At 34.7% G+C, this 23,607-nt stretch carries 25 protein-coding genes and 1 pseudogene; 19 read left to right on the forward strand and 7 right to left on the reverse strand.

Annotated features, from left to right (window positions below; translation table 11 throughout):
- Window positions 1–200: 200 nt before the first annotated feature.
- Entirely contained in the window at window positions 201–1,619 is a 1,419-nt protein-coding gene (locus IGI43_RS12855; RefSeq protein WP_438758190.1) for a glycoside hydrolase family 1 protein, read from the forward strand.
- Between the two features lie 11 nt (window positions 1,620–1,630).
- The gene (locus IGI43_RS12860) at window positions 1,631–2,947 is read left to right on the forward strand and encodes a PTS sugar transporter subunit IIC (RefSeq protein ID WP_438758191.1); all 1,317 of its coding nucleotides are present in this window, start codon (window positions 1,631–1,633) and stop codon (window positions 2,945–2,947) included.
- 187 nt (window positions 2,948–3,134) lie between these two features.
- On the opposite strand, the gene IGI43_RS12865 is transcribed toward IGI43_RS12860, so the two are convergent.
- The 3 genes from IGI43_RS12865 to IGI43_RS12875 form a co-directional block, all read right to left on the reverse strand.
- Complete coding sequence (locus IGI43_RS12865; RefSeq protein WP_438758192.1) at window positions 3,135–3,905, reverse strand: ABC transporter permease; 771 nt, start codon at window positions 3,903–3,905, stop codon at window positions 3,135–3,137.
- 83 nt (window positions 3,906–3,988) lie between these two features.
- Window positions 3,989–4,933, reverse strand: coding sequence for an ABC transporter ATP-binding protein (locus IGI43_RS12870; protein ID WP_438758193.1), 945 nt, complete (start codon window positions 4,931–4,933; stop codon window positions 3,989–3,991).
- Window positions 4,934–4,948: 15 nt separating this feature from the next.
- Window positions 4,949–5,275 carry an ArsR/SmtB family transcription factor gene (locus tag IGI43_RS12875; protein WP_438758194.1) on the reverse strand — a complete coding sequence of 109 codons (327 nt, stop codon included), beginning with the start codon at window positions 5,273–5,275 and terminating at the stop codon, window positions 4,949–4,951.
- A gap of 180 nt (window positions 5,276–5,455) precedes the next feature.
- Here IGI43_RS12875 and truA point away from each other — a divergent pair, with 180 nt between their 5' ends.
- Complete coding sequence (gene truA, locus IGI43_RS12880; protein WP_438758195.1) at window positions 5,456–6,217, forward strand: tRNA pseudouridine(38-40) synthase TruA; 762 nt, start codon at window positions 5,456–5,458, stop codon at window positions 6,215–6,217.
- A 37-nt stretch (window positions 6,218–6,254) separates the two neighbouring features.
- On the opposite strand, the gene IGI43_RS12885 is transcribed toward truA, so the two are convergent.
- Both IGI43_RS12885 and IGI43_RS12890 read right to left on the reverse strand, forming a co-directional pair.
- On the reverse strand, window positions 6,255–7,187 hold the full coding sequence (locus IGI43_RS12885) for an ROK family protein (protein WP_438758196.1): 933 nt from the start codon (window positions 7,185–7,187) through the stop codon (window positions 6,255–6,257).
- Window positions 7,188–7,231: 44 nt separating this feature from the next.
- Window positions 7,232–8,104, reverse strand: a complete 873-nt coding sequence (locus tag IGI43_RS12890; protein ID WP_438758197.1) for an alpha/beta hydrolase — start codon at window positions 8,102–8,104, stop codon at window positions 7,232–7,234.
- 223 nt (window positions 8,105–8,327) lie between these two features.
- Here IGI43_RS12890 and IGI43_RS12895 point away from each other — a divergent pair, with 223 nt between their 5' ends.
- On the forward strand, window positions 8,328–8,981 hold the full coding sequence (locus IGI43_RS12895; RefSeq protein ID WP_438758198.1) for a DUF998 domain-containing protein: 654 nt from the start codon (window positions 8,328–8,330) through the stop codon (window positions 8,979–8,981).
- A 325-nt stretch (window positions 8,982–9,306) separates the two neighbouring features.
- On the opposite strand, the gene IGI43_RS12900 is transcribed toward IGI43_RS12895, so the two are convergent.
- Window positions 9,307–10,176, reverse strand: coding sequence for a LysR family transcriptional regulator (locus IGI43_RS12900; RefSeq protein WP_438758199.1), 870 nt, complete (start codon window positions 10,174–10,176; stop codon window positions 9,307–9,309).
- A gap of 122 nt (window positions 10,177–10,298) precedes the next feature.
- Here IGI43_RS12900 and IGI43_RS12905 point away from each other — a divergent pair, with 122 nt between their 5' ends.
- A complete protein-coding gene (locus IGI43_RS12905) occupies window positions 10,299–10,883 on the forward strand; it encodes a DapH/DapD/GlmU-related protein (RefSeq protein ID WP_438758200.1) in 585 nt (194 codons plus the stop codon).
- Between the two features lie 39 nt (window positions 10,884–10,922).
- Window positions 10,923–11,669 carry an SDR family oxidoreductase gene (locus IGI43_RS12910; protein WP_438758201.1) on the forward strand — a complete coding sequence of 249 codons (747 nt, stop codon included), beginning with the start codon at window positions 10,923–10,925 and terminating at the stop codon, window positions 11,667–11,669.
- 352 nt (window positions 11,670–12,021) lie between these two features.
- On the opposite strand, the gene IGI43_RS12915 is transcribed toward IGI43_RS12910, so the two are convergent.
- Window positions 12,022–12,180, reverse strand: a complete 159-nt coding sequence (locus IGI43_RS12915; RefSeq protein WP_438758202.1) for a DUF3850 domain-containing protein — start codon at window positions 12,178–12,180, stop codon at window positions 12,022–12,024.
- Between the two features lie 592 nt (window positions 12,181–12,772).
- Between IGI43_RS12915 and IGI43_RS12920 the strand changes: the two genes are divergently transcribed.
- The 13 genes and pseudogenes from IGI43_RS12920 (at window position 12,773) to IGI43_RS12980 (ending at window position 23,367) form a co-directional block, all read left to right on the forward strand.
- On the forward strand, window positions 12,773–13,411 hold the full coding sequence (locus IGI43_RS12920; RefSeq protein ID WP_438758203.1) for a hypothetical protein: 639 nt from the start codon (window positions 12,773–12,775) through the stop codon (window positions 13,409–13,411).
- A 277-nt stretch (window positions 13,412–13,688) separates the two neighbouring features.
- Window positions 13,689–13,798 (forward strand): annotated as a pseudogene (locus IGI43_RS12925) (IS200/IS605 family transposase); the annotation flags it as partial.
- Window positions 13,799–13,987: 189 nt separating this feature from the next.
- Window positions 13,988–14,497, forward strand: a complete 510-nt coding sequence (locus IGI43_RS12930) for an RNA polymerase sigma factor (protein WP_438758204.1) — start codon at window positions 13,988–13,990, stop codon at window positions 14,495–14,497.
- Window positions 14,494–15,573, forward strand: coding sequence for a hypothetical protein (locus IGI43_RS12935; protein ID WP_438758205.1), 1,080 nt, complete (start codon window positions 14,494–14,496; stop codon window positions 15,571–15,573). The genes IGI43_RS12930 and IGI43_RS12935 overlap by 4 nt, the downstream gene beginning before the upstream one ends.
- Before the next feature lie 580 nt (window positions 15,574–16,153).
- Window positions 16,154–16,312, forward strand: coding sequence for a hypothetical protein (locus tag IGI43_RS12940; protein WP_438758207.1), 159 nt, complete (start codon window positions 16,154–16,156; stop codon window positions 16,310–16,312).
- Between the two features lie 66 nt (window positions 16,313–16,378).
- A complete protein-coding gene (locus tag IGI43_RS12945) occupies window positions 16,379–16,975 on the forward strand; it encodes a hypothetical protein (protein WP_438758208.1) in 597 nt (198 codons plus the stop codon).
- Window positions 16,911–17,303 carry a hypothetical protein gene (locus IGI43_RS12950; RefSeq protein ID WP_438758209.1) on the forward strand — a complete coding sequence of 131 codons (393 nt, stop codon included), beginning with the start codon at window positions 16,911–16,913 and terminating at the stop codon, window positions 17,301–17,303. The genes IGI43_RS12945 and IGI43_RS12950 overlap by 65 nt, the downstream gene beginning before the upstream one ends.
- A gap of 62 nt (window positions 17,304–17,365) precedes the next feature.
- Entirely contained in the window at window positions 17,366–17,791 is a 426-nt protein-coding gene (locus IGI43_RS12955; RefSeq protein ID WP_438758210.1) for a hypothetical protein, read from the forward strand.
- 480 nt (window positions 17,792–18,271) lie between these two features.
- Window positions 18,272–19,585: an NCS2 family permease gene (locus tag IGI43_RS12960; RefSeq protein WP_438758211.1), complete on the forward strand. Its 1,314-nt coding sequence runs from the start codon at window positions 18,272–18,274 to the stop codon at window positions 19,583–19,585.
- Between the two features lie 141 nt (window positions 19,586–19,726).
- Window positions 19,727–20,095: a MarR family winged helix-turn-helix transcriptional regulator gene (locus IGI43_RS12965; protein ID WP_438758212.1), complete on the forward strand. Its 369-nt coding sequence runs from the start codon at window positions 19,727–19,729 to the stop codon at window positions 20,093–20,095.
- A gap of 88 nt (window positions 20,096–20,183) precedes the next feature.
- Window positions 20,184–21,287, forward strand: a complete 1,104-nt coding sequence (locus IGI43_RS12970) for an NADH-dependent flavin oxidoreductase (RefSeq protein WP_438758213.1) — start codon at window positions 20,184–20,186, stop codon at window positions 21,285–21,287.
- A 220-nt stretch (window positions 21,288–21,507) separates the two neighbouring features.
- Window positions 21,508–21,969: a GNAT family N-acetyltransferase gene (locus IGI43_RS12975; RefSeq protein WP_438758214.1), complete on the forward strand. Its 462-nt coding sequence runs from the start codon at window positions 21,508–21,510 to the stop codon at window positions 21,967–21,969.
- Between the two features lie 201 nt (window positions 21,970–22,170).
- Window positions 22,171–23,367, forward strand: coding sequence for an AbrB/MazE/SpoVT family DNA-binding domain-containing protein (locus IGI43_RS12980; protein WP_438758215.1), 1,197 nt, complete (start codon window positions 22,171–22,173; stop codon window positions 23,365–23,367).
- Window positions 23,368–23,607 lie beyond the last annotated feature (240 nt).

The following is a 23,607-nucleotide window of genomic DNA, read 5'->3' on the forward strand; positions in this document are numbered from 1 at the left end:
GAAAGATATACGTTTGTGTATATCTTTTTTTGCTTGCTTAATAGAATTATGCCTGGTTCAGCTTTTTAAGTCAATCCATTATGACCAAAGGTATATATCTTTAAAACAAAATATATTTTTTTGGTTATAGCTATTCATATTGCTTGTAAGCGGTGTTATTCTTTATCTATTAAATGGAAATAAAGAAGAGGAGAATGGCAATGAATAAACAAAAGTTGAATTTCCCAGAAGAATTTTGGTGGGGGTCTGCTTGGTCTGCTGAACAAGCGGAAGGACGAGGAGAGACAGGGAAAGCCGAAACCGTTTGGGAAAGATGGTACAGTGAACAACCAACTCGTTTTTATAACCGTGTAAGCTCAGAAATAACTACAGATCACATCCATCGTTACGAAGACGATATTCAATTAATGAAACAAACAGGACATAATTCTTTTAGAGTCTCTATTTCTTGGGCAAGGATGTTTCCTAATGGTGGTGAAAGAGCGGTAAATCCTGCGGCCATTGCTTTTTATCGAGATTTGTTTTCTAAAATGAATCAAGAAGGAATCAAAGTTTTTGCCAATTTATATCACTTTGACATGCCTGCTGCAATGCAAGACAAAGGTGGCTGGGAATCTAGAGACGTTGTAGAAGCATATGTTCATTTTGCGACGACGTGCTTCGATCATTTTGGCGATTTAGTTTATCATTGGTTCACATCAAATGAGCCGTTAGGACCTATCTTAGGTAGTTACTTGGAAGATTTTCATTACCCTAATATTGTCGATTTCAAACGCGGTGCTCAAGCAGCCTTCTTTACGGTTTTAGCCCATGCAAAAATTATTGAACGTTTCAAAGAAAAAAAGCTATCTGGAAAAATCGGGGTCATTTTAAATCTAAGTCCTACGTTTCCTAGAAGTCAAAACCCTGCCGATGTCAAGGCTGCTGAAATAGCTGATTTATTTTATACAAGAAGCTTTTTAGATCCGATGGTCAAAGGGGAATTTCCTCAAAAATTAGTCGATCTATTACGTAAATATGAGCAACTGCCTAACGATTATACAAGTGAGGATTTAGCCTGTATCAAAGAAAATACTGCTCAAATTCTTGGGTTAAATTATTATGAGCCAAGACGTGTGAAAGCAAGAATGTCGGCTGTAAATGAAATGGGTCCGTTTTTACCTGAATGGTTTTTTGAAAATCATATCATGCCAGGGCGAAAAATGAACGAATATCGTGGCTGGGAAATTTACGAAAAAGGAATTTACGATTTGTGTATGGATATAAAAAATAATTATGGCAATATTGAAGCATTTATATCAGAAAATGGTATGGGCGTTGCTAATGAAGAACGTTTTATGGATGAGGCTGGACAAGTTATAGATGAATATCGTATCGATTTTATCAAAGATCATTTGGCGTATCTTTGGAAAGCTATTCAAGAAGGGGCCAATATTAAGGGATATCATCTTTGGACATTTATTGATTGTTGGTCTTGGATCAATGCTTATAAGAATCGATACGGATTAGTTTCTTTGGATCTTGATACCCAAAAAAGAACAATTAAAAAGAGTGGCGAGTTTTATAAACAATTAAGTGATGAAAATGGTTTTGAGTATGACGTAGATTATCTTGTTTAGGAGGAATTGAAATGGGAGAAAGTAAAAAAGATAAAATTTTTGAAAAATTTGGTATTGTGGCAACCAAGTTGGGTAATCAAATTCATTTACGTACTCTAAGAGACGCCTTTGCAACGTTTATGCCGTTCATGATGTTGGCCGGGTTTGTTACATTAATTAATTATGTTATTTTAGAACCTACGGGATTTATGGGGAAAATCATTTCCCCTGACACGTTGACAACCATTCAAGAAATCGGTGTCTCTATAGGAAATGGAACATTAAATATAGCAACGGTATTAGTCGTTGCAGCTGTCTCTTATCATATGTGTATCAGTCGTAATTATATTAACCAAATTGCGGCAGTCTTAGTTGCACTCTCCACTTTTGTTGTTTTAACGCCGATGAAAATGATGTTTTTACCCGAATCAGCAACAAAGTCGATTGAAGTTACAGGCATTATACCGTTAAGCCACACAGGTGCATCAGGCATGTTTGTTGGGATTTTTGTTGGATTATTCGCAACGGAATTATTTATTAAACTATCAAGAGTTAAGAAATTACAAATTAATTTATCAGGGAATATACCACCAGCAGTTACAAAATCGTTCAATGTGTTGATTCCGATAATGTTGACAGTGACCAGTTTTGCTATTGTATCATTTACAGTAAATCAATTGTTCAATCAAGATGTTAATACATTGATCACAACAGTCATTACAGGTCCGCTTAGTCGAGTAACGACTGGATTACCAGGATTCTTATTGATCACATCTGTTGCAAATTTATTCTTTGGCTTTGGCATACATCAAGCTGTTATATCAGGTTCTCTGCTTGATCCTTTTCTTTTGCAAAATATGCAAGAAAATATGACTGCTTATGCCAATAAAGAAGAAATCCCTCATATTATTAATATGGCGTTTAAAGATACATTTGCAGTAATGGGAGGCTCAGGAAATACAATTGCATTGTTAATTGCTATATTTATCTTTAGCCGTAGACAAGACTATAAAGATTTTGCCAAGCTTTCTGTGGCACCGGCTGCTTTTAATATCAGTGAACCAATTATCTTTGGATTACCGATCGTGTTTAATTTAAGTTTGATTATTCCGTTTATTTTAGCTCCGATTTTTTCATTGACAGTAGCTTACTATGCAACGTCTTTCGGATTGATCAATCATGTCGTTGTTCAAATTCCATGGACGACGCCTCCTGTTATATCTGGTTTTCTAGCAACGGCAGGTGATTGGCGTGCGGCAGTTCTTCAAGTAATTATTATTGCAGCAAGTGTATTTATTTATTTACCATTTTTAAGAATCGATGAAAAAGTAACATCTACAATGAAGTGAAACAAAATAGAGGCTAGGACATAACTCGTAGAGTTATGTCCTAGCCTTAATGAATCTGAATAAACGGTGAGAGCAGAATCGGAAATAAGTTGGAATTCACAAAAATTTGAAAAACAATTTTCGTGAATTCCCTCTTATTTCTCGGAGTTAAACGCCTCTGTCTCAACCTCTGTTTTTTACATTAGAGCTAACTTCTCAAACCGCGTCCTCTATCAATCAAATACCAGCAAACTGCATAAAGTACTGAAATAAAAAGAATTAGAATTAGCAAAGAAAAGACAATTGGAACATCGATTGTTCCAAGAAAACCATATCTAAATCCTGAAATCATATACACGATCGGATTGATTTTTGAAATTGTTTGCCAGATTGGCGGCAGCATTGATATGGCGTAAAATACTCCACCAAGATAGGTCAAAGGCTGTAAAACAAATGTGGGTACAATGGATACATCATCAAACGATTGAGCAAAAATTCCATTTAATAGACCGGCTAATGAAAATAAAATAGCGGTCATCAAAAGTGTGATGATAACAATCGACCATGAATAGACGTGAAGAGGGACGAAAAACAGAGAAATCATCGTCACAAGTGTACCAACTAGGACGCTTCTGCCAAGTCCGCCGATCACAAATCCCCAAATAATAATATGCGTTGGGACAGGCGCAACGAGTAATTCTTCAATATTTTTCTGGAATTTTTGTGAGAAAAACGAAGAAGAAACATTAGCATAAGAGCTTGTGATGACTGACATCATAATAAGTCCAGGAACAATAAATTCCATATAGGAGAATCCATCCATCTGTCCAATACGTCCACCGATTAGGTTTCCGAATATAACAAAGTATAATGATGTGGTAATAACTGGTGGGACCAACGTTTGTACCCAAATCCTTAGATAGCGGTTGGTTTCTTTTACGGCTAGGCTTCTTAGGGCCGTGAAATATAACTTAAACATTTTTATTCTCCTTATTTTAAAAGTGTAGCGGGTTCGCTCTGTTTTGATAAAAAATAGTCATAGTGTATTCCATGTTGTTCGCTTTATCCTTTGGAAGTTGAACTGGCGTTCACGTGACGTTTTTCTTCTGTGATTTTTAGAAATAGTTCTTCTAATCGATTGGATTTGTTTCGAAGGGAAAGAACTTTTACTCCTTGTTTTGAAAGCTGGTTAAATAGTTCGTTGATTCCTTGATCACGTTCAACTTCCACAACAAGCGTCCGTTCATCTTCAAAACTACTGTTATACCCTATAATTTCTGGTTGTTCATCAAAATCTTCTAGATCAAATATAAAGGTTTCAAACTGAAGTTTCGCTAGAAGAGTTTTCATGCTGGTATTTTCAATCAGTTCACCTGACTGAATGATCCCAATATTGCGACAAAGCATTTCAGCTTCTTCTAGATAATGAGTGGTTAGGATGATCGTAGTCCCATTTGCATTTAACTCTCTTAAGAAATCCCACATTTCCCGTCTCAGTTCAATATCTACTCCAGCAGTTGGTTCATCTAAGATAAGTAACTTGGGTTCATGCATCAAGGCGCGTGCAATCATTAATCTTCGCTTCATTCCGCCTGAAAGCATTCGCGCACGAACATTGCGCTTTTCCCACAAATCGGATTGTTTTAGATATTTTTCACTGCGTTTTAGTGCTTCTTTTCGTGAAACACCATAATAACCAGCTTGATTGATAACGATTTGTTCAACCGTCTCAAAAGGGTTGAAGTTGAATTCTTGTGGGACAAGTCCAATTTGTTGTTTTGCCAGGACTAAATCTTTATCAAGATTATAACCAAATACATTTACTTGACCAGATGTCTTGTTGACAAGAGAGGTGATAATGCCGATCGTTGTTGATTTTCCAGCACCATTAGGGCCTAAGAGAGCATAGAAATCGCCTTCTTCTACCGCTAAATTGATTCCCTTTAACGCTTCAACACCTGTTGCATATACCTTTTTTAAGTCTTTTATTTCAAGTGCGTAAGTCATTTACTAACAATCTCCTTATTTTGTTTGATTTTCTTGTGTCTCTTTGCTTTGGCAGAGACAATCTGTGCCACTATCGGAAAGTAGGTGTGCCATGGAACTCATGAATTCTTGGACAAACTCTTCATTTAAAGAATAGTAATGCCATTGCTTTTGTTTGTTTACTGAAACGATCTCCGCTTTTTCTAGAACTTTCATATGATGAGAAAGAGTAGGTTGAGTAAAATCGAAATGTTTCAATACATCACAAGCGCACATACTACTGTATGAGAGAAGATCGATTATTTTCATTCTATTCGGATCCGCCATCGCCTTAAGCACGAATGACAAGTTTTCATAACCCATATCTATTCCTCCTGTGTATAGATGAACGTCTATGTTTAATATAAATCAGTATGAATAGTATGTCAATAGAACGATAAGTTGGAATAGGAGGACAAAAGAATTTTTCATAGTACGCATCATAGAGTATACTAAAGGAGCTGGAGATTTTTAGATTAAATAGAGCGATGCAAGGAGATACAAATGAGAAATATTAAACTAACAATTGAGTATGATGGAACTAGATATTTAGGCTGGCAAAGGTTGGGTGACTCCGATAAAACGATTCAAGGAAAAATCGAGAATATCTTAACACAAATGACCAGCTCAAAAATAGAAATTATTGGCTCGGGCAGGACGGATGCCGGAACACATGCAAGAGGGCAGATTGCTAATTTCAAAACGAATACTACACTAAGTTTGGCAGAAATGCTCGCGTTTTTGAATCGTTATTTGCCTCGAGATATTGTCGTAAAAAAAGTAGAAGAAGTACCTGAAAGATTTCATGCGCGCTATAACGCAATAGGGAAAAAATATAGCTATCATGTCTGTAATGATGTGATCCCATCAGCTTTTGAACGGCACTTTAGTTTTCAATATTCTGAAAAACTGAATCTTGAGCTGATGAATGAGGCTTGTCAAAAACTGATAGGAACCCATGATTTTATCGGGTTTTCATCGCTTAAAAAGACGAAAAAATCAACGACCAGAACGATCAATGAGCTTTCTATTCAACAAGAGGGAAGTATGCTTCATTTTACTTTTGTCGGGGATGGCTTCTTATATAAAATGGTACGAATAATTATGGGGACTATTTTAGAGATTGGGTCTGGAACGATGAAACTTGAAACGATCGACGAGATATTTGAACATAAAATCAGAAGTGATGCTGGGATGACGGTCCCTTCTCAAGGTCTTTTTCTTGATGAAGTTTATTATCGTAATGAAACAAAGTCAATCAATTAGTTGGATGTAGGATGTGAAAAAAGCGCAATTTTTGCGCTTATCTCACATCCTTTATTTCGTTTTTAGTCAATGTTGAACTCTCTATCTCAACAAATAAGTGATATAATGCCCCCAATAAATTCGACGAATTTCTAAATGCACACGCTTCAATAATGAGAGGATCAAATGTTTGCCCCAGCATAGTTTCTTTTTGTCTGATGTTGACATACTGTAGCTGGATCATTTCAATCAAGCTATCTTGGGCACTGATTCCGCCACCGATCACGATTTTTTCCAAATCTAACATAACTTGCATATCTGTCAGAAGAATGGCGATATCTCGACAGTAATTTTCAAATAAAACCGTCAAATCGGCGGATGATTGTGTTGAAATCGCGTTAAAAACAGAGTCATGATCCTCTTTTGACACATTTAAGATAGTGGTCGCTTCTGCCATGAATTTTACGGCTGAACCATAATAACCAAAGAGTTGTGGTTGCTTAGGATTCTGCGATTGCCGTATTAGAAAGCTTAATTCACCTGCTTGAAAATTGGGTCCTTGATGCAAATGATTATCTAAAATCAAGCCACCGCCAATACCAGTTCCCAAAACAACAGCTGCTCCATTTTCGATCCCCTTTAGGTTGCCGATCCACCATTCAGCTAAAGCTGCAGCTTTTCCATCGTTGATCACCGAAAATGGTAGATCCGTAATACTAGCAATCCATTTTTTCATTGGAAAATCATACAGAAATAGTAATGAACCTCCAGTGTGAATGTACCCTTTAGTTGAATTAACTCTACTGGGAGAACTCATCGCAAGGCCTTTGATTTTGCCTTTTTGCGCGTCTAGTTCGCAACGGATTGTTTCTTTAAACAGCTCTAGCGTTTTTGGTGTTGAATGTCGCCAAGTTTGGATAAAGTTACCAGCCCGATCAATCAACCCGAATTTTATATACGTTCCACCAACATCAATACTTAAATAATGCATTATTCGACCCTCCATCTTTACCTAAAATCCCTTTTATCTATCTCTTAAAGAAACCTTTTGAAAAAAGCAATTTCATCATTATTACATTCTTTAGCAATATCGCTTTTTTGATTTAGGTGAAAGACATGTCCTAGATTAGAGTTGTCTTGATTTGCATAAAGTTTGTAAGAAGTTTCGATCCCTTTTGTTTTCAATAGATCTGCTAAAGGTTTAGCCGCATCTTTTAGAAAATCGTGTGTAGCCGTTGCGACAAATGATGGTGGGAAATTTTCTGTAATATAGCTCTCTACAGGAAATTGGCTCTCAAGTGTCGGTGTGATTGTTTCACCAAAGTAAAACGGGAAGTCTTGATTGAGTGCAACGTTTTGTCCAAGGAAATAAGCGCCACAATTCATGGCAACAGCGTTAAAGTCGACCGCTGCGATTTTAAACGGAAATTTTTGTCCATAATTAGGATTACTGGTCATTGCAGCATATTGTTCGACAAGTTGTCCACCAGCACTGTCACCGATTAAAAACAGGTGATTCAACTCAACATAATAATTTTCTCCATGTTCAACTAGCCAATTCATCAAATTATTCGTATCCTCTAAAGGGGCAGGATACTGATGATCTGGCGCTAAACGATAATTGAAATTTACCACAGTAAATCCTTGTTTTGCTAAATACATGGTGTAAAAACGATAAAGCTCTTTATCCCCATAAAAAAATCCGCCGCCGTGAATATTGATGATCGTTGGTAGACATTTATCGGTCCCTTTTGGATAGTAAATATCAAAAGTATTTTCATTACCATAAGGACCATAAGACAAATTTTTGATTATTTCTAAGGTATCAGGTTCAGTCAAACCAGCATCCCGTTTTGCATCATTTTCACGCATACTTGTCCTCATTGTTGGAATATCGATGTTTAGCATAGTTATTGCCTCCTAATTTAATTTTTTTTAAAATAAGTTAGTTGCGATTGCCTCTCTTATTTGTATTATAAATGAAACCGCTTGCTAATCAAAGCGGAAAAAGCAAGCATGTAAAAGAAGTTTATTTTCCCTTATCTAAGGAATTATAATTACAAAATTATCTCATAATTGCGTATAATGAAGTGGAAAAACGATAAGAGAAATTTGACTTAGGAGGAACGACATGAATTTTCTTAAAAAATATGGCTTTTATTTTCTTTTATTAGGTGCAATTAGCGATTTTTTAACACCGTATATTTTAGGTATTTTTTATCCTGAAGTAAATCAAATGACTATGGTGATCAGTGTATTCGGTGATGTAGAAAGTCCGGTGCGACAAGCATTTTTAGTTTGGTCTGTGGTATCAGGAATCCTATTTGTTTTAGCAATTCCGGCAATGTATCAAACATTCACCAACACGTCAACGACCTTGGCTAAATGGCTAGTTCTTGCAATTGGGTTATATGGAGTAGGCGATTGCATTTTTACTGGATTGTTCAGTATCAACACGGAGCAAGCAAATTGGAATTTTTCGACCTGGGTTCATAATATTGGTTCTGGGTTAGGATATGCAGGTTTTTTATTGTTTCCGCTTTTTTTATTTTTACTTTATAAAAAAGAAGGGAAAGCCAAGCATAGCAGACTGTATTTTATTTTATTACTAATTAGTTTCATTTTTGCGGGGATATACGGGTTAGCCAGAATTCCAGCAATTAGTCACCTGCCAGTATTAAATAAGATCGGTTTTTGTCAGAGAATTAGCTTTATTTTTAATTATTTACCAATAGTGATTTTTGCTCTAGATCAACTCAAAAATAGGAAGAAAGCGTTGAGTTAAAATCATATATAGAAAAAGTTATTAGAATCAGGAAGCATCAATCCTATCTGAAATGGCCACTCATATGAGCTATAATGCTGTAAGTTGGTTCGTTTTAAAAATTAACCTTCTACTAAAGTAGGATATGTCTGATTGGTCATAAAAAATGATTTAGTCTTATTTCAGAATTGAAAATTGTACAGTTATTCGGATAATTGATGAAAATGGGCGTGAGATAAAAGTAAAATTCACTTTTGTCTCACGCCCTAAATGTGAATAAACTGTGGAAACAAAAACAACTCCTTCGGAAATAAGCTGAAATGCTTTCTTTCCAGCCACTTTTATTTTAATCAATAGGGTTAAGGAGTTCTAATAAGGCACTTGAAGCATTAGAAAAAATCTGGTTTTTCTTCCATACAAGGCTAATGGTCGCTCTTAATGGTGGTGAAAAAGGAATGAACGTTAGATTCGTTTCAGCGGTATTGATAATGCCATTGATGCAAAGAGCACTTGCAACCTCTTGTTTTACAAATAAAGAAGCATTGTACAATAAATTATAGGTTCCTATCACATTGAAGTGATCGATATTTCTACCAAGCCACTCTGCGAGTTGATTGTCTACGAGTGACTGATTTGAAATCAATAATGGTATATGCTGGATATCGTTTGGTGTCACACTTTTTAATGAACATAATGGGCTCGTATTATGCACTAGGATTCCCCAATGATCTATCAAAGGCAGACGCAGATAGTCATATTTTTGTTTTTCTACAGGGTCAATAACTAACCCAAAATCTAATAACCCTTTATCGATTTTCTCCAGCACATCATCTGCATTTCCACTATATAAATGAACATGAATGTCAGGATGTTCTTCCCTTAATTTCTGTATACGCTCAGCAATAAAGTCAAAAGCTTGAGTTTCCCCTCCACCAATTGTAATTTCTCCGCTAATAACATCGTTCTTTATTAAGTTTGTTGTTGTTGAGTCAACTAAAGATAAAATTTCTTTCCCTTTGTTTTCTAAGTAAACACCTGCTTCAGTCAATGTTATAAACCGATTTCCACGTTCAAATAGACATACCCCCAGTTCTTCTTCTAATTCTTTCAATTGTTTTGAAAGCGTTGGCTGAGAAAGATGCAGTACCTCAGCCGCCTTGCTGATTGTTTTCTCTCTTGCTACGGTTAAAAAATAATTTATGACACGAAGCTCCATAAAAATCGCCCTTTCTATAGATAAAAGTTATGCATGAGTATTCTATATAGGTATTAGTTAAGTATAACGTATTCAGGTAAACTAAAGATAGTAAATTAGATTATTTTTTTAGGAGGGGTTATATGGCAAACCGTGAGTTGCAAAAAAAATTAGTTGGCAAAGAGATAATACAAAATTCTGATCTATTTAATGAAATTCATGTAATAAAACAAGCCAATGAACGACTATTGACGGAGCTGAATACGCAGTACCATACGCAAGAAAAAAGGTTAGAATACATGAAAGAGATCACTGGGAAAAAAATAGCTGATTCAGTCACGATTTCACAACCATTTTATAGTGATTTCGGCCGCCATATTACGTTTGGAAAAAATATTTTTATTAATCAGAACGTTACGTTTGTAGATTTAGGTGGAATAACAATTGAAGATGATGTATTGATTGGACCGGGTTCAACATTCATTACAGTTAATCATTTGATTGAGCCAAAAAAAAGAAGAGGATTGAAAGTAGAACCCATCCTTATTAAAAGGAATGCTTGGATCGGCGCCAACGTTACGATTTTACCTGGGGTAATAATTGGTGAAAATTCAATCGTTGCGGCGGATTCAACGGTTACAAAAAATGTTCCGAATAATGTTATTGTAGCTGGTAGTCCAGCTAAGGAAATCCGTGAAATAACGGATGGACTCAAAGTAGCACCTTGACAGAGTTCGATTTTAATAAAAGTAAGGGAGGAAAATACTATGACGATTAGAGATAAAGTAGTTATTATTACAGGTGCTTCATCAGGTATTGGCGAAGCGACAGCAAAGTTATTAGCTGAAAAGGGAGCGAAAGTAGTTTTAGGGGCACGACGTGAAAAGCCGCTTGCAAAAATTGTAGCACAGATTAATGCAGCGTCTGGCGATGCTATTTATCAAGTGACAGACGTTACAAAACAAGAAGATAATCGAAAGCTTGTAGCTCTTGCCAAAGAACACTATGGAAAAGTTGATGTACTATTTTTAAACGCAGGAATCATGCCAAATTCACCACTATCCGCACTTAAAATAGATGAATGGCATCAAATGGTCGATGTCAATATTAAGGGTGTTCTAAACGGAATCGGTGCGGTATTGCCTTCATTCATTGAACAAAAATCAGGGCATATTATTGCTACGTCTTCTGTTGCAGGACTCAAAGCTTATCCAGGCGGTGCAGTTTATGGTGCAACAAAGTGGGCTGTGCGAGATTTAATGGAAGTGTTGCGCATGGAATCGGCACAAGAAGGGACACATATTCGCACGGCAACACTTTATCCTGCTGCAATCAATACAGCATTATTAGACACGATCACTGATCAGAAAACAGCTGAAGGAATGACAGGATTGTACAAACAATATGGCATTAGTCCTGATCGCGTAGCAAGTATCGTTGCTTATGCAATCGATCAGCCAGAAGATGTGAATGTTAATGAATTTACAGTAGGACCTACGGATCAGCCGTGGTAAGTTTTTAGAATGTCTTGTAAATGATCAGTAAAAAAAATTGAGTACATTATCCGCTATATTTCCATCCTCTGGCACTAAATGAATTTGAAGGATGTCCTCCATTAATTTGAAATATTAAACAAGTATTATGAGTTTACTTAGAAAAACATAGCTTAGTAATCGTATTTTGTTAGCATATTTTTTATTAATATAATCTAAAAATGGTGTAGGATAGTATAATTCTACGCCGTTTTTTGTGTAGAATGAGTTAAACTTTTCTCGCTCGTAATGCTCAATGCGGTGTTTTTATATAGTAAAATATCCAGAGTTAATTTGTACGAAAACATTCGATCTTTGGTTATATAAGTAATAACTACATTGATTTATCTGTGTAATGATAATTGTTCCACTCTTTCAAAAATGATTGATTACCGACTTTAAAATTGCTATCATTTTTTCTTATTTCAAATATTTTAGAGCCCGTTCTTACGTCATTAAAATATTCAGGTGTAATTTTTAGTTCATGAACCATTGAAATTCTATTTCATATAAACAGTTAGTTTTGGGATAAGAAGAATGTAATGTCAAAATGTTTTTGGAAAAAAGTTAATAATACTTTGTAACAAAGTGTCGTTGAATATTATAGTGAGAAAGGAAAAGTGAAACAATGAAATATTCTAAATCTTGGCAACACGGATAAGTAAGAAAAATATTAAAATAAAATCAGAAGTATGATTATTTTCTTTATTATGTTGTAGATTTTAATTCAATTAAATTTTTGATATCCGATTTTAATAATGATTTGAACCTTGATAAAAATCATGGTGTCTTTTTATGTTATGTTCGTGTTTTGTTTAGAATTTCTTGCACAAGTATCTGGCATTACATAAGTTTCAAAAAAAACACTAATATTTTATAATTTAATTAAGTTTTATAGTTAATTAAATATTGCTTTAAGATTTCATGTAAAAAGAAATTTTATTTTTATAATAGCGTTATAAAAGGAGTAGATTGTTTATGCTGTTGAAAAATATTAGTTATTTAAAAAAACATTTTGAAAAAAAAGGTTGACCATGTATTTATTACATGATATCGTTATTTTAAATTCGAATGGAGATTTTATGATGAAGAAAGTTTTTGTTCTAAAAATGCTGTCAATTGTTTTAATAGGGGGAGTAGGATTAGTTTTAGGATCAACTAGTGCCAATGCTGCAAGTTTTGAAGATGTTAAAGGACTTGTGGAGTCAGGGGAAGGGCTTATTTATAATCCTGTTTCCGATGGTATACTAACTAAGGAAAGTTCGGTTGAATTTGTTCAATTAATTGAATCAGAAAATGAGAATAGTAATAAAGATATTTCTGAAATAATGGATAATGCTTATGAAGAAACAGTTGATTTAGAAACTATACCTGCAGAAAAAAGTGAGAAATTGCCATTAATTCAGCCAAGGGGAGCAAATATACCTACAAAACTTTTAAATATTGATGATTTGCCAACTAAGCAATACGATTCTAATCCATTTTCTGCAAGCGGTTGGAGATATGGTGAAGTTAAACTAAAATTTAGAAATAGTGCTGCAAATCCTTACTTTGCAGTAAGAGCTACAAAAGACTCATTTTATTTTTATACTAATGCTGCAAGACATACGATTCCAGCAAATGGAGGCTTTGTATTATATCCTGCAAGAAAAGATGGATATGGTTTATGGGGATACTTCGCAACATATAATCCAGTAAAAGGAAGTCGTTATTTTGTCAATTAAATAAATATAAGTAAGAAAAAATCAAACTATTTGATCATAGAGATATGGGAGTTGGTATTAGACCAACTCCTTTATTATGTCTTCAGACCCAGTTGGGTATGCAAAGCGTGCAAAAAAATACCTGCTATACGGGTGCATAATAAAAGGTCATACGAAAAAATCTCTTCATAAGAATTACAATATAGTTGTTCAGGCCATATTGAAAACGAAAGGAAGATATTTAGTTGACTACTAAACAAATACGCTAGCCCATAAAAAATGGTTATGTAAATACCATATTATATTCACCCAAAAGTATAGAAAAAAATTTATAATCAATACCGAACAAGTCTACAAGAAATAATCAAACGGTTATGTAGCTACAAAGGTGTTGAAATGATTAAAGGATGGCCATGTTTTATATGTTATGAAAAGCCTTATTTATACTAGGGGTTCCAGTATAAATAGTAAAAAAATCTCATAAACTTTAAGATGATGTTGGTTTTCCAATCGTTACATAAAATTTTAAATTTAATGTAACCTTTTTACCGAATTTCAAGTCTAATAAGTAACAAGAGAGTAGGTGAAATAGGCATAATGGAAAATGACTTACAAATTAGATTAGTAAAAAAAGCGAAGAAAGGTGAGGGTAAGGCATTTATAGAACTTTGTAATGAGTACCAAAACATTTTATATAACTCTGCATTCAAAATTCTTGGTAACAAAGAAGATGTAGATGATTGTTTACAAGAAACTGAGATCATTGCTTGGAAAAGGATAGTAAATTTAAAGAATGAATCAGCATTTAACTCATGGATATTTAAAATAATGATAAACAATGCAAAAGATATTTTGAAAAAAAGAAAACAACATACATTATTTGATGAAAGTTATCATACAGAGATTCCTAATGAAAACATAGAGTCAATAGAAATATTGAAATGTTTGCCTGATATATATAGGATTCCAGTCATTTTACACTATTATGCAGGTTTTACAACTAAAGAAATATCTAATCAACTTAATATAAGCAATAGCTCAGTTAAAACCAGATTATTTCGTGGAAGAAAGGAACTAAAGAAATTATTGGAGAGTGAGAGTAAATGATTGAAAGAAAAATTGATGATATAATTAAAGAAGAGGTAAAAATTACGGAAGAAACTATGGATAAATTAGCTAGAAATAGAAATAGAATAATAGAAAACAAAATTAAACAAGATAAATACAAACAAAAAATTTATGTAAAAGTACTTTTATGTGCTGCTGTACCAATGGTTTTACTATTATTATTTTTAAATGATTCTAAAATAAGTTCCGCGATATCTAAAGCTCTTGGAATCAGTCAGGATTCTGCAGTTACTACACTGGAAAACAATAACATTTCAAATGAGATAAATTTAACAAGCATTCAAAATGAGAAAAAAATTACTTTAACAAAATTTGTATCCACAGAGTCAAAATTTGGTTTTGACTACCAATTTAAAATAGACAATGATTATCTAAAAAAACTTTTAGAAAAAGAAATTTCAGCAAATTCTAATCAGCAATTTATTGAATATGGTCTTTTTTCGAAGGAAAATAATGAAGATTTAATTGGAGGAGCCTTCACAAGCTCAACTTTTCGTGTAGAAGGTAATGTTTTTTATGGATCCGTTATGTCTTCCTTAACGGGTAAAAAAATTCCAAATAATACTAATTTATCACTTCATATTTATAAGTTATGGTGGCAGGATAGGGCTGAGTTTGAAAAAGCTAAATCAAAAGCCTTAGAAGATCCAGAGCAAAAGCCTTTTGGAGTAGATACAGCATTAGAGTATATTGGCGATTGGAAGTTTGATATTCCTAATAAACCTATAAATCAAACAAGTATCCCAAAAGTTGTTAATAAGAATAATATTGGTAATATTAGTGTGAAGAGCGATGCTCTGCAAACGACTGCGGAATTTAATACCACGTTATCTACTAATGAATCTATTGGAATTGATATATATAAAAATGGCGTAAAAGATAAAAATGAACTTTCTGCAGAAGTTTACGATTTAGAAACTGGAGATATTACCGTATCTTTTAATCTTAGTTCATTAGATAAAAATTCTGTGTACAAAATCCAAGTAAATAGAGTTGATGAGCAGACTGGCGAGGCCAATAAGGAAATAGGCTTTGTTGAATTCAAAAATGAATAATTTAACTATATCTATTGAATTTGTAGACTAAAGCGTAATAAAAATCAGGGTACTATGTCCTCAAAAAGCTAGAACCAGTAAGCAAGATAAAAAATTTAGAGTTAATTAAGTAAAAGAATCTGGCACGATTTGATTGTGTCAGATTCTTTTAAAAATGTTCTTCCTAAAAAAACGGTCGTCTTTTGGGGAAGGATAGAACAATCCTTTGCGGATTTAAAGCTATTTCTAGTGTAAATTTTAGGTATAAAAAATAGTATTGATAATTCGTCTTTATAAATGTGTTCCTGTTGATTATAAAAAAACGTCGATGTACTTATTTTTATTCTACCATGTAAAATAGTCTTTCCTTTTGCATTATAATCATATAAACTAATTATAACAAAATGTCGTTTTCGAAAGAAGAGGAGAAGCTTAGTGGGACTTAAATTTAGTGTATCAGAAGCATAAACGAGAAGCTCTCAGGCTGCACAAGTAAGTACACAAGCCCAACAAGCAGCTGCTTCTTTGCAACAGAGCGTGAGTTCATTTCTATCTGCTCCCATTATCCAGTAAAGCCTATGATTCGGCAAAGAATTATTTTATGGTTGCCTATACGCCAATTTGCCAGTCCATTATTATGACAGGTGAAGCGTTAGCCAATGCCCACAAGAAATTTCTAAGTGAGTATCAAGCCACGGTTAGTGGGCTGGATATGGATGAAGATAAAATCTTAGCTGAAATTGACGACTACAAAGCCTAATTGCACACGATTGATGAATTAATACGAGATACGAAAACACCCAGACCAGATTTAGAAAAGCGCTCAATGAATGTGTATGAAGCCATGCAGAAACGACAAGAGAAGCTAGAAAAGTTTCGTGCATATAGTGCGCAGTCGGCAAGCTACTTTGATGAATACAACTCCTCACAACAGGAATTAGACAAAGGTGTTGCCCAAGTGAAGGACTGTAAAGCATGGAATGCTGCTTCAGGAACGTTTGATATCAAGAAACTAGACATGAATTGGGCAAAGCCAATCACGACACGTTGGAAAGACCGCCAGAAAAAAATTGATGCTAAAGTAAAAGCATACAAACTTGCAAATCAAGAAATCACAACAAAATTTGATGAATACGGCAACGTATTAGGCGTGTATGTTGATGGTAAATATGATGCAGGATTTATTGATCAGTTAGCCAATAACAATGGAAAATCTTTATTAAATGAATGGTTTGGTGAACGAAAAGTTGGTGCAGAACTTTCAGGAACAAAGAATTATGCTGTAGGTCAATTTGTAGCAGACTTAGCTTCTTTAGCAAAAGGTGGAGCAGAGTTTATCGGTGGAGGATTATGGGCATTTGGCGGGTGCAGCGTCCACTGTCTTTTCAGGTGGGGTAGGAGCAATTGCTGTTCCTGCAATTAATGCAAGTGGATTAGCAGTATTAGGTCATGGAGCAGGTGTATTTACAAGTGCTTGGGCTAGTTTAGGTGATGGCTATTTATATGAAGATAATAGCTACACTAATAAAAATGGTGAATGGGGTGCAGGAGGGACAGATTCTTCGGAATTGAATGTTCAAAAACATTTCAAAAAACATGGAGACGAAGTTGGAGCAAGCACAATAGATGAATATAAGAGAAAAGCGGAAGAATTTGCTCGAACTGTTAAAAAAGGAGTTAAACCATCTAATGTGGGTGGAGCTACTCCGGGGGTTCGAAGATACAGAAAAATGGAAAATATATTGACTTAGCTCCAGATGGGTCTATTATTTCATTAGGAAAAACATAATTTTTATAAAGGAGATAGATTTTTATGGCATTAGTACATGAATTTACAATTTTTGAAAATGAAGAAACTATTGATTATAATAATGAGACGAAAAAGCACATGATAAAAATAGATGATTATCTTATTCTTTATCTATCTGATTCTCTAAATTGGGTTCCGTCATATTGGGAAACCATGTCAAATCAAAAAGAAGGGTTAAATTATTATGGTACTACTATATTTGACGAATTAGGAATAAAAAAAATTTTAAGTATCATAAAATCATGGAAAAATCTTTTTGAAAATGCTCCTGACATTATTGAGCTTTCAACTGAGGTATTAGTAGAAAGCGGTGCTTATTTAAAAGAAAAGGTCGAAACGAAAAAAATATTGAAGCAATTAGATACTCTTATTTCACTATCCGAAAATGCTTTGATCGATAATGTATTAGTAGTTCATTTTGGTATATAACATAGATTTAGAATAGAGATTTTTTCTATATTATTTTTTCCTTTAAAAAGACAATATTTTTTGTACGTTTATAATAGTGATAGCCAAACGTTTTGCGTAAGGTATGGGTTTCGATATCACTTCTATCAATCCAGCAGCAACTTTTTGAACTATCTTGTAAATAGCTTTCGGCTGAAGATGATCTGTTCCCTTTCGACTCGGAAACAACCAATCATTATCGTCCATATCCTTTATGTACTCTTCAATCTGATTTTGCATACTCTCTAATATAGCTAATATGGTAAAAAAATCTCAAAAGTGACGATATGACAAGAAATTGTATTAAATGTCGTGTCTCATAAATGAGCATTTTTAGATAAGCCATAAGTTTCACCTTAGTATTTACTTATCCTTTTGTTTATTATATGATTGAACACGTTGTTTAAGTAATTATTGGCATTTTAAGAACAAGTTATTATTCATATTTTAGGAGGATATCAGGTGAAAGAAAAAATTATTGCCTATTTTGAGATCAACGAATTAAATACTACAGTGAAACGTGAATTTTTAGCTGGATTTACGACATTTATTTCAATGGCGTATATTTTGTTTGTAAACCCTACGGTCTTGGGGGCTTCCGGAATGGACGAAGGCGCAGTCTTCACTGCGACAGCACTAGCTAGTGCATTAGGCTGTATTTTGATGGGGATTTTTGCTAAGTATCCGATCGCAACAGCACCAGCGCTAGGAATCAATGCCTTTTTTGCTTATTCTGTTTGTGTCGGAATGGGAGTTCCTTGGGAAACGGCGTTAGCTGGCGTTTTTGTGGCGTCTTTAATCTTCATTTTGATCACGGTCTTTAAACTACGTGAATTGATCATTGACGCTATACCTGCAGATTTGAAATACGCTATTTCTGGCGGAATTGGTCTGTTCATCGCTTTTCTAGGATTAAGCGAAGGTGGGATCATTGTTTCAAATGAGTCAACGTTGGTGGCTTTAGGACCATTGAATGTAGGCTCAACTTGGCTGACTATTTTTGGCTTAGTGATTACAGCGATTATGATGGTGCGTCGTGTTCCTGGCGGGATTTTTATTGGGATGACTGCAACGACTATTTTAGGCTTGGTAACTGGATTGATTGAGGTTCCTACTAAAATTGTTTCAAGTGCTCCGAGTCTTAAACCAACCTTTTTGGTCGCTTTAAAACATGTGGGTGACATTAATTCTCTACAATTATGGGTCGTAGTGTTGACGTTCTTATTAGTAACTTTCTTTGATACAGCTGGAACGCTTGTCGGTTTAGCGAATCAGGCTGGTTTTATGAAAGAGAATAAAATGCCCCGAGTTGGAAAAGCATTAGCTGCAGATTCAACAGCAATGTTAGCAGGCTCTCTTTTAGGAACTTCTCCAGTTGGTGCGTATGTAGAATCTTCTGCAGGAATCGCAGTTGGCGGACGTTCCGGTTTAACAGCTGTAACAACAGGTCTTTTCTTCATTGTTGGATTATTTTTCTCTCCATTACTTTCAGTAGTAACCTCGCAAGTAACAGCACCAGCGTTAATTGTTGTGGGTGTTTTAATGGCTCAATCTCTTAGCCAAATCAAATGGAAAGAAATGGAAATTGCAATTCCTTCATTTTTGATTCTTTTAGGAATGCCTTTGACTTACAGTATTTCTGACGGAATTGCACTTGGTTTTATTTTCTATCCAATTACAATGATTGCTGCAAAACGTGGAAAAGAGGTCTCACCGATCATGTACGCGTTGTTCTTTGTTTTTGTAGGATTTATGTGGATTTTGAACGCGAGTTAAATAAAAAAGTAACCAGATAAAGTCATGTGGCTAAGGTCCATGGCTTTTATTTTGATTGAACCTTTCTTAAAATTTTGACTTTTACACTAAAAACAAGCAAACTATAATTAGTTGAAAGAATACTCAAGGAGGGATGATCAAATGGAAACACCTCTTATATCTCAGTGGCTGGACTATACAAAAAAGCAGTCCATAGTTGAAAAAAAATTAGAAGAAATGCTGAAGAAAAATAGTCAACTCACAACAAGTGAGTATTATGCATTATATCAACTCAAGCAAAATGGGTGCCACATGAGGCTGAATGATTTAGGAAATCATCTGTGTTTGAGCCAAAGTGCATTATCTCGTATGATCAATAGGCTAGAAGATAGAAATCATCCGATGATTGAAAGAAGAATTTGTACAGATGATAAACGTGGTGTGTATGTAGATTTGACCGCTGAAGGGGCAAATTTAGTATCATCTGTGGAGCAGGAAGTAAATGCTATTTTAAAAAAGTATTTTATATAGAAGACTAAGGAGTTGCTTTTTAGTCTTTTATTCTTTACTATGTAAATAGTTGCATGTGCATGCATGTAAAATCAAGGGAGGAAATTCAATGAATAATGTAGATACAGGACTAACCTTTAAAAGAGGCTTACACGTGAAAAATAGACTGGTTGTTGCACCGATGACGACACAGATGTCATTTTTTGATGGTACTGTCACAAATGATGAAATTGAGTATTATGCACTACGAACTGGGGAAGTTGGAGCATTTATCACAGCTGCCGCCAATGTTCATGAAGGTGGTAAAGGATGGGATGGAGAATTAGGCGTGTATGATGACCGCTTTATTCCAGGACTAGCTAAATTAGCCGCAGCGATCAAGAAGAATCATACAAAAGCGATTCTTCAAATTTTTCATGCTGGGCGGATGACGGATTCTAAAATCTTACATGGTGTTCAACCTGTTGCACCAAGTGCTGTTGCCGCTGAACGACCTAATGCACAAACACCAAGGGAATTAACAGAAGAAGAGATTTTTGACATTTTAGAAAGTTTTAAAAAAGCGACAAAAAGAGCAATTAGAGCAGGTTTTGATGGCGTAGAGATTCACGGAGCAAATACTTACTTGATCCAACAATTCTTTTCTCCACATTCTAATCGGCGGACAGATGAATGGGGTGGATCTCTAGAAAAAAGAGTCAAATTTATTAATGATTTAGTTGATGGTGTAACAGAAGTTGTAGATCAATCCGGTGTGAAAGATTTTATTGTGGGGTATCGTTTTTCCCCAGAAGAATATGAAGAACCTGGAATTCGCTTGAGTGAAACATTATTCTTGGTCGATTTATTAGCGAACAAACCGTTGGATTATCTCCATCTATCCGTCGGTAATTATAGGAATCATTCAGTGAGTGATGATTTTAAAGAAAAACCAATTATCGAGTATATAAAAGAAACAATTCAGGATCGTCTTCCGCTGATCGGTGTAGGGGATATCAGAAATGGTAAAGATGCAAAAGAAGTTTTGGCAACGGCAGACCTAGCTGCTGTTGGACGAGCAATTTTGATTGATCCTCATTGGGCACAAAAAGTACTAGATGGTCAAGATCAGTTAATCAGAACAGAACTTTCTCACTATGATCGAGATGAATTAAGAATCAGCAACGGTGTTTGGGGCTTTTTAGAAAGTATGATGCCTGAGAGACTTAAATAGAAGAAATATCAATATAAACTTTAGGAGGAATTGGGACAGAAGCGTTTGTTTCTGAAGAAGTTGCTTCTGCTCCCACCTTTTATTAAGGCTAGGGGATAACTCGTAGAGTTATCCCCTAGCCTCTTTTTTTTGTTAAAATAGATAAATAAAACGAAACGAATGAATACAATCAAAACAGGAAGTAAAAATGAATCAAAAATTGAAAAGTAGAGGGGATACGATGATCCAAATAAAGCGAGTGACAACAGATCATTCAGATTTACTAAATTTAATCACAGAACTAAATGATTTTTTCAACGAAGAATGGGGCCAAGAGATTGCACAAAGTTATCAAAACCAGCATGATCTAACGAAGATGGCTTGTGCAGTTGTCGCATATGATGAGGGAAAAGCAGTTGGATGCGGTTGTTGGAAGCTTTTAGATAAGCAAACGCCAGAAATAAAACGAATGTATGTCAAACAAACAAGTCGAGGTAGTGGCGCTGCTGGAGAGATTATCCAAGCATTAGAAACAGACCTGGTAGAAAAAGGCTATCAAAAAGCTGTTTTGGAGACAGGAAAAGATATGTCAGGTGCTATTCGATTTTATGAAAAACAAGGGTATCAGATTATTCCAAATTACGGTGAATTTATTGGAGATGAATTATGCGTTTGTATGAAAAAGGAATTTAAAAACAAGTGAAATTATTTAATATAGGAAGAAAATAGTATGTAGGGAAGGATTTTCTTTCTTACCGATAAATGCTCATCATCTTTTCTTTATCTATTATGTCAATCTGGTTTACCAATAATTCATTTTAAAAAATGAACGTATGTATTGCTTTTACAATTAATAAATCTATAATGTTTATGAGACGTAAAGTGAAGCACAGGGGGAATGAGCATGGAAAAAAAGCAGTTTAGTATTACATTGCCGGAAAAAGTAGTTGAAGAATTTGATTTAGAAAATGAAGATGACGTGATAGTAAGCATTAAAGATCAAAAGATAGTGATTGAACCTAAAAAGAAAAGAGCGGGAAATCAGACACTTTCTTTAAGATGGTTTTTAATTCCGACAAGCTTGATCAGCATTCTATTTTTAGGATACTTATTCTACACTGGCAAAAATCAGATTGCTTTAGTTGGGCCAGGGTCAATTGCAAATTATGCTCTTTCCATTGGCGTATTGAGTGGTGTTCTTAGCTTTATATTTTTCTTTGTTAAAGGAAAGAGAGATCAAATCACGACGCAATCAAAGGATATTTATTGGCGTAACTTCCCAACGATTTTGTTATCTTTTATCGTTATTTTGGTTTTTTCTTTGTTAGTTTTATTCAAAGTGATCGGTTTGGTATTTATCGGTGCAACATTTGATCAGTTTACATCTGCGATGATTTTTTTCTTGTTTGCTGGAGTGATCAATTATTTTATGATTTATTCGGCACTTTCTATTACACCTGCTAAATTAACTAGTTTGTTGATTTTTGTGATTATTGGTGGGGTATTACTTGCGATGATCACCAATAGAGATCATCAGTGGTGGCAGTTTAACTTTAGTTTTTTGGGAACGATCGAAGCGAAAAATCGTTGGCAGTTTAATGTAACGTTGATGTTTTCTTCATTGTTAATGGTGGCTTTGATAGATGGGCTATTCGTGGAGTTGCAAAAAGCGATCCCAAACAGCAGGCGTCTGACGACCTTGCGGATTTTATTAACATTGACTGCATTGGATCTTGGAGCAGTTGGGTTATTTCCATATACTGAGACAGGGCGATTTCAAGGTGTGCATAATCATGTAGCTGAATATCTAGTTTATTTGATCGTGATCTTGATCGTCGGCATTAAATGGTTATTGCCAAGAGTCACAAAAGAATTTTTAACGATTTCTTATTTGATTGCTGCAGCTTTAGTTGCAGTAGTTATCCTATTTCAAGGAGTACATTATTTATCGCTGACCGCATTTGAATTATTGTCATTCATGTTGGCGTTTAGCTGGATCGTGTTGTTATTACAGAATCTACAAAAAATGGTCCAAAACATAAATAACACATTCCAAGTACCGTTAAAAAGCAGTACAATAGATCAATCAGATCCAGAGTAAATGGTATTGAGACTAAATAAAGAGAAAGATTCCTATAGAAGTTTTGTCGTAAAATGGCGGCTTTTATAGGATTTTTCTCTCTTTTTTTTGCTTTTTTTTAAGTAACGAGTGTTATTTTTCGATTTTTTCGTGTCATGCGACAATATGTAGAATTTTGAGAGCCATCTTTTCTTCTATACTACATATATAGAGTTGACACACGATAATAACAGTCAGCTGGGACAATAAGAATGGAGGAAT

It is taken from the genome of Enterococcus sp. AZ126 (genome assembly GCF_051714545.1).
In the GTDB taxonomy this organism is placed as follows: Bacteria; Bacillota; Bacilli; order Lactobacillales; family Enterococcaceae; genus Enterococcus_L.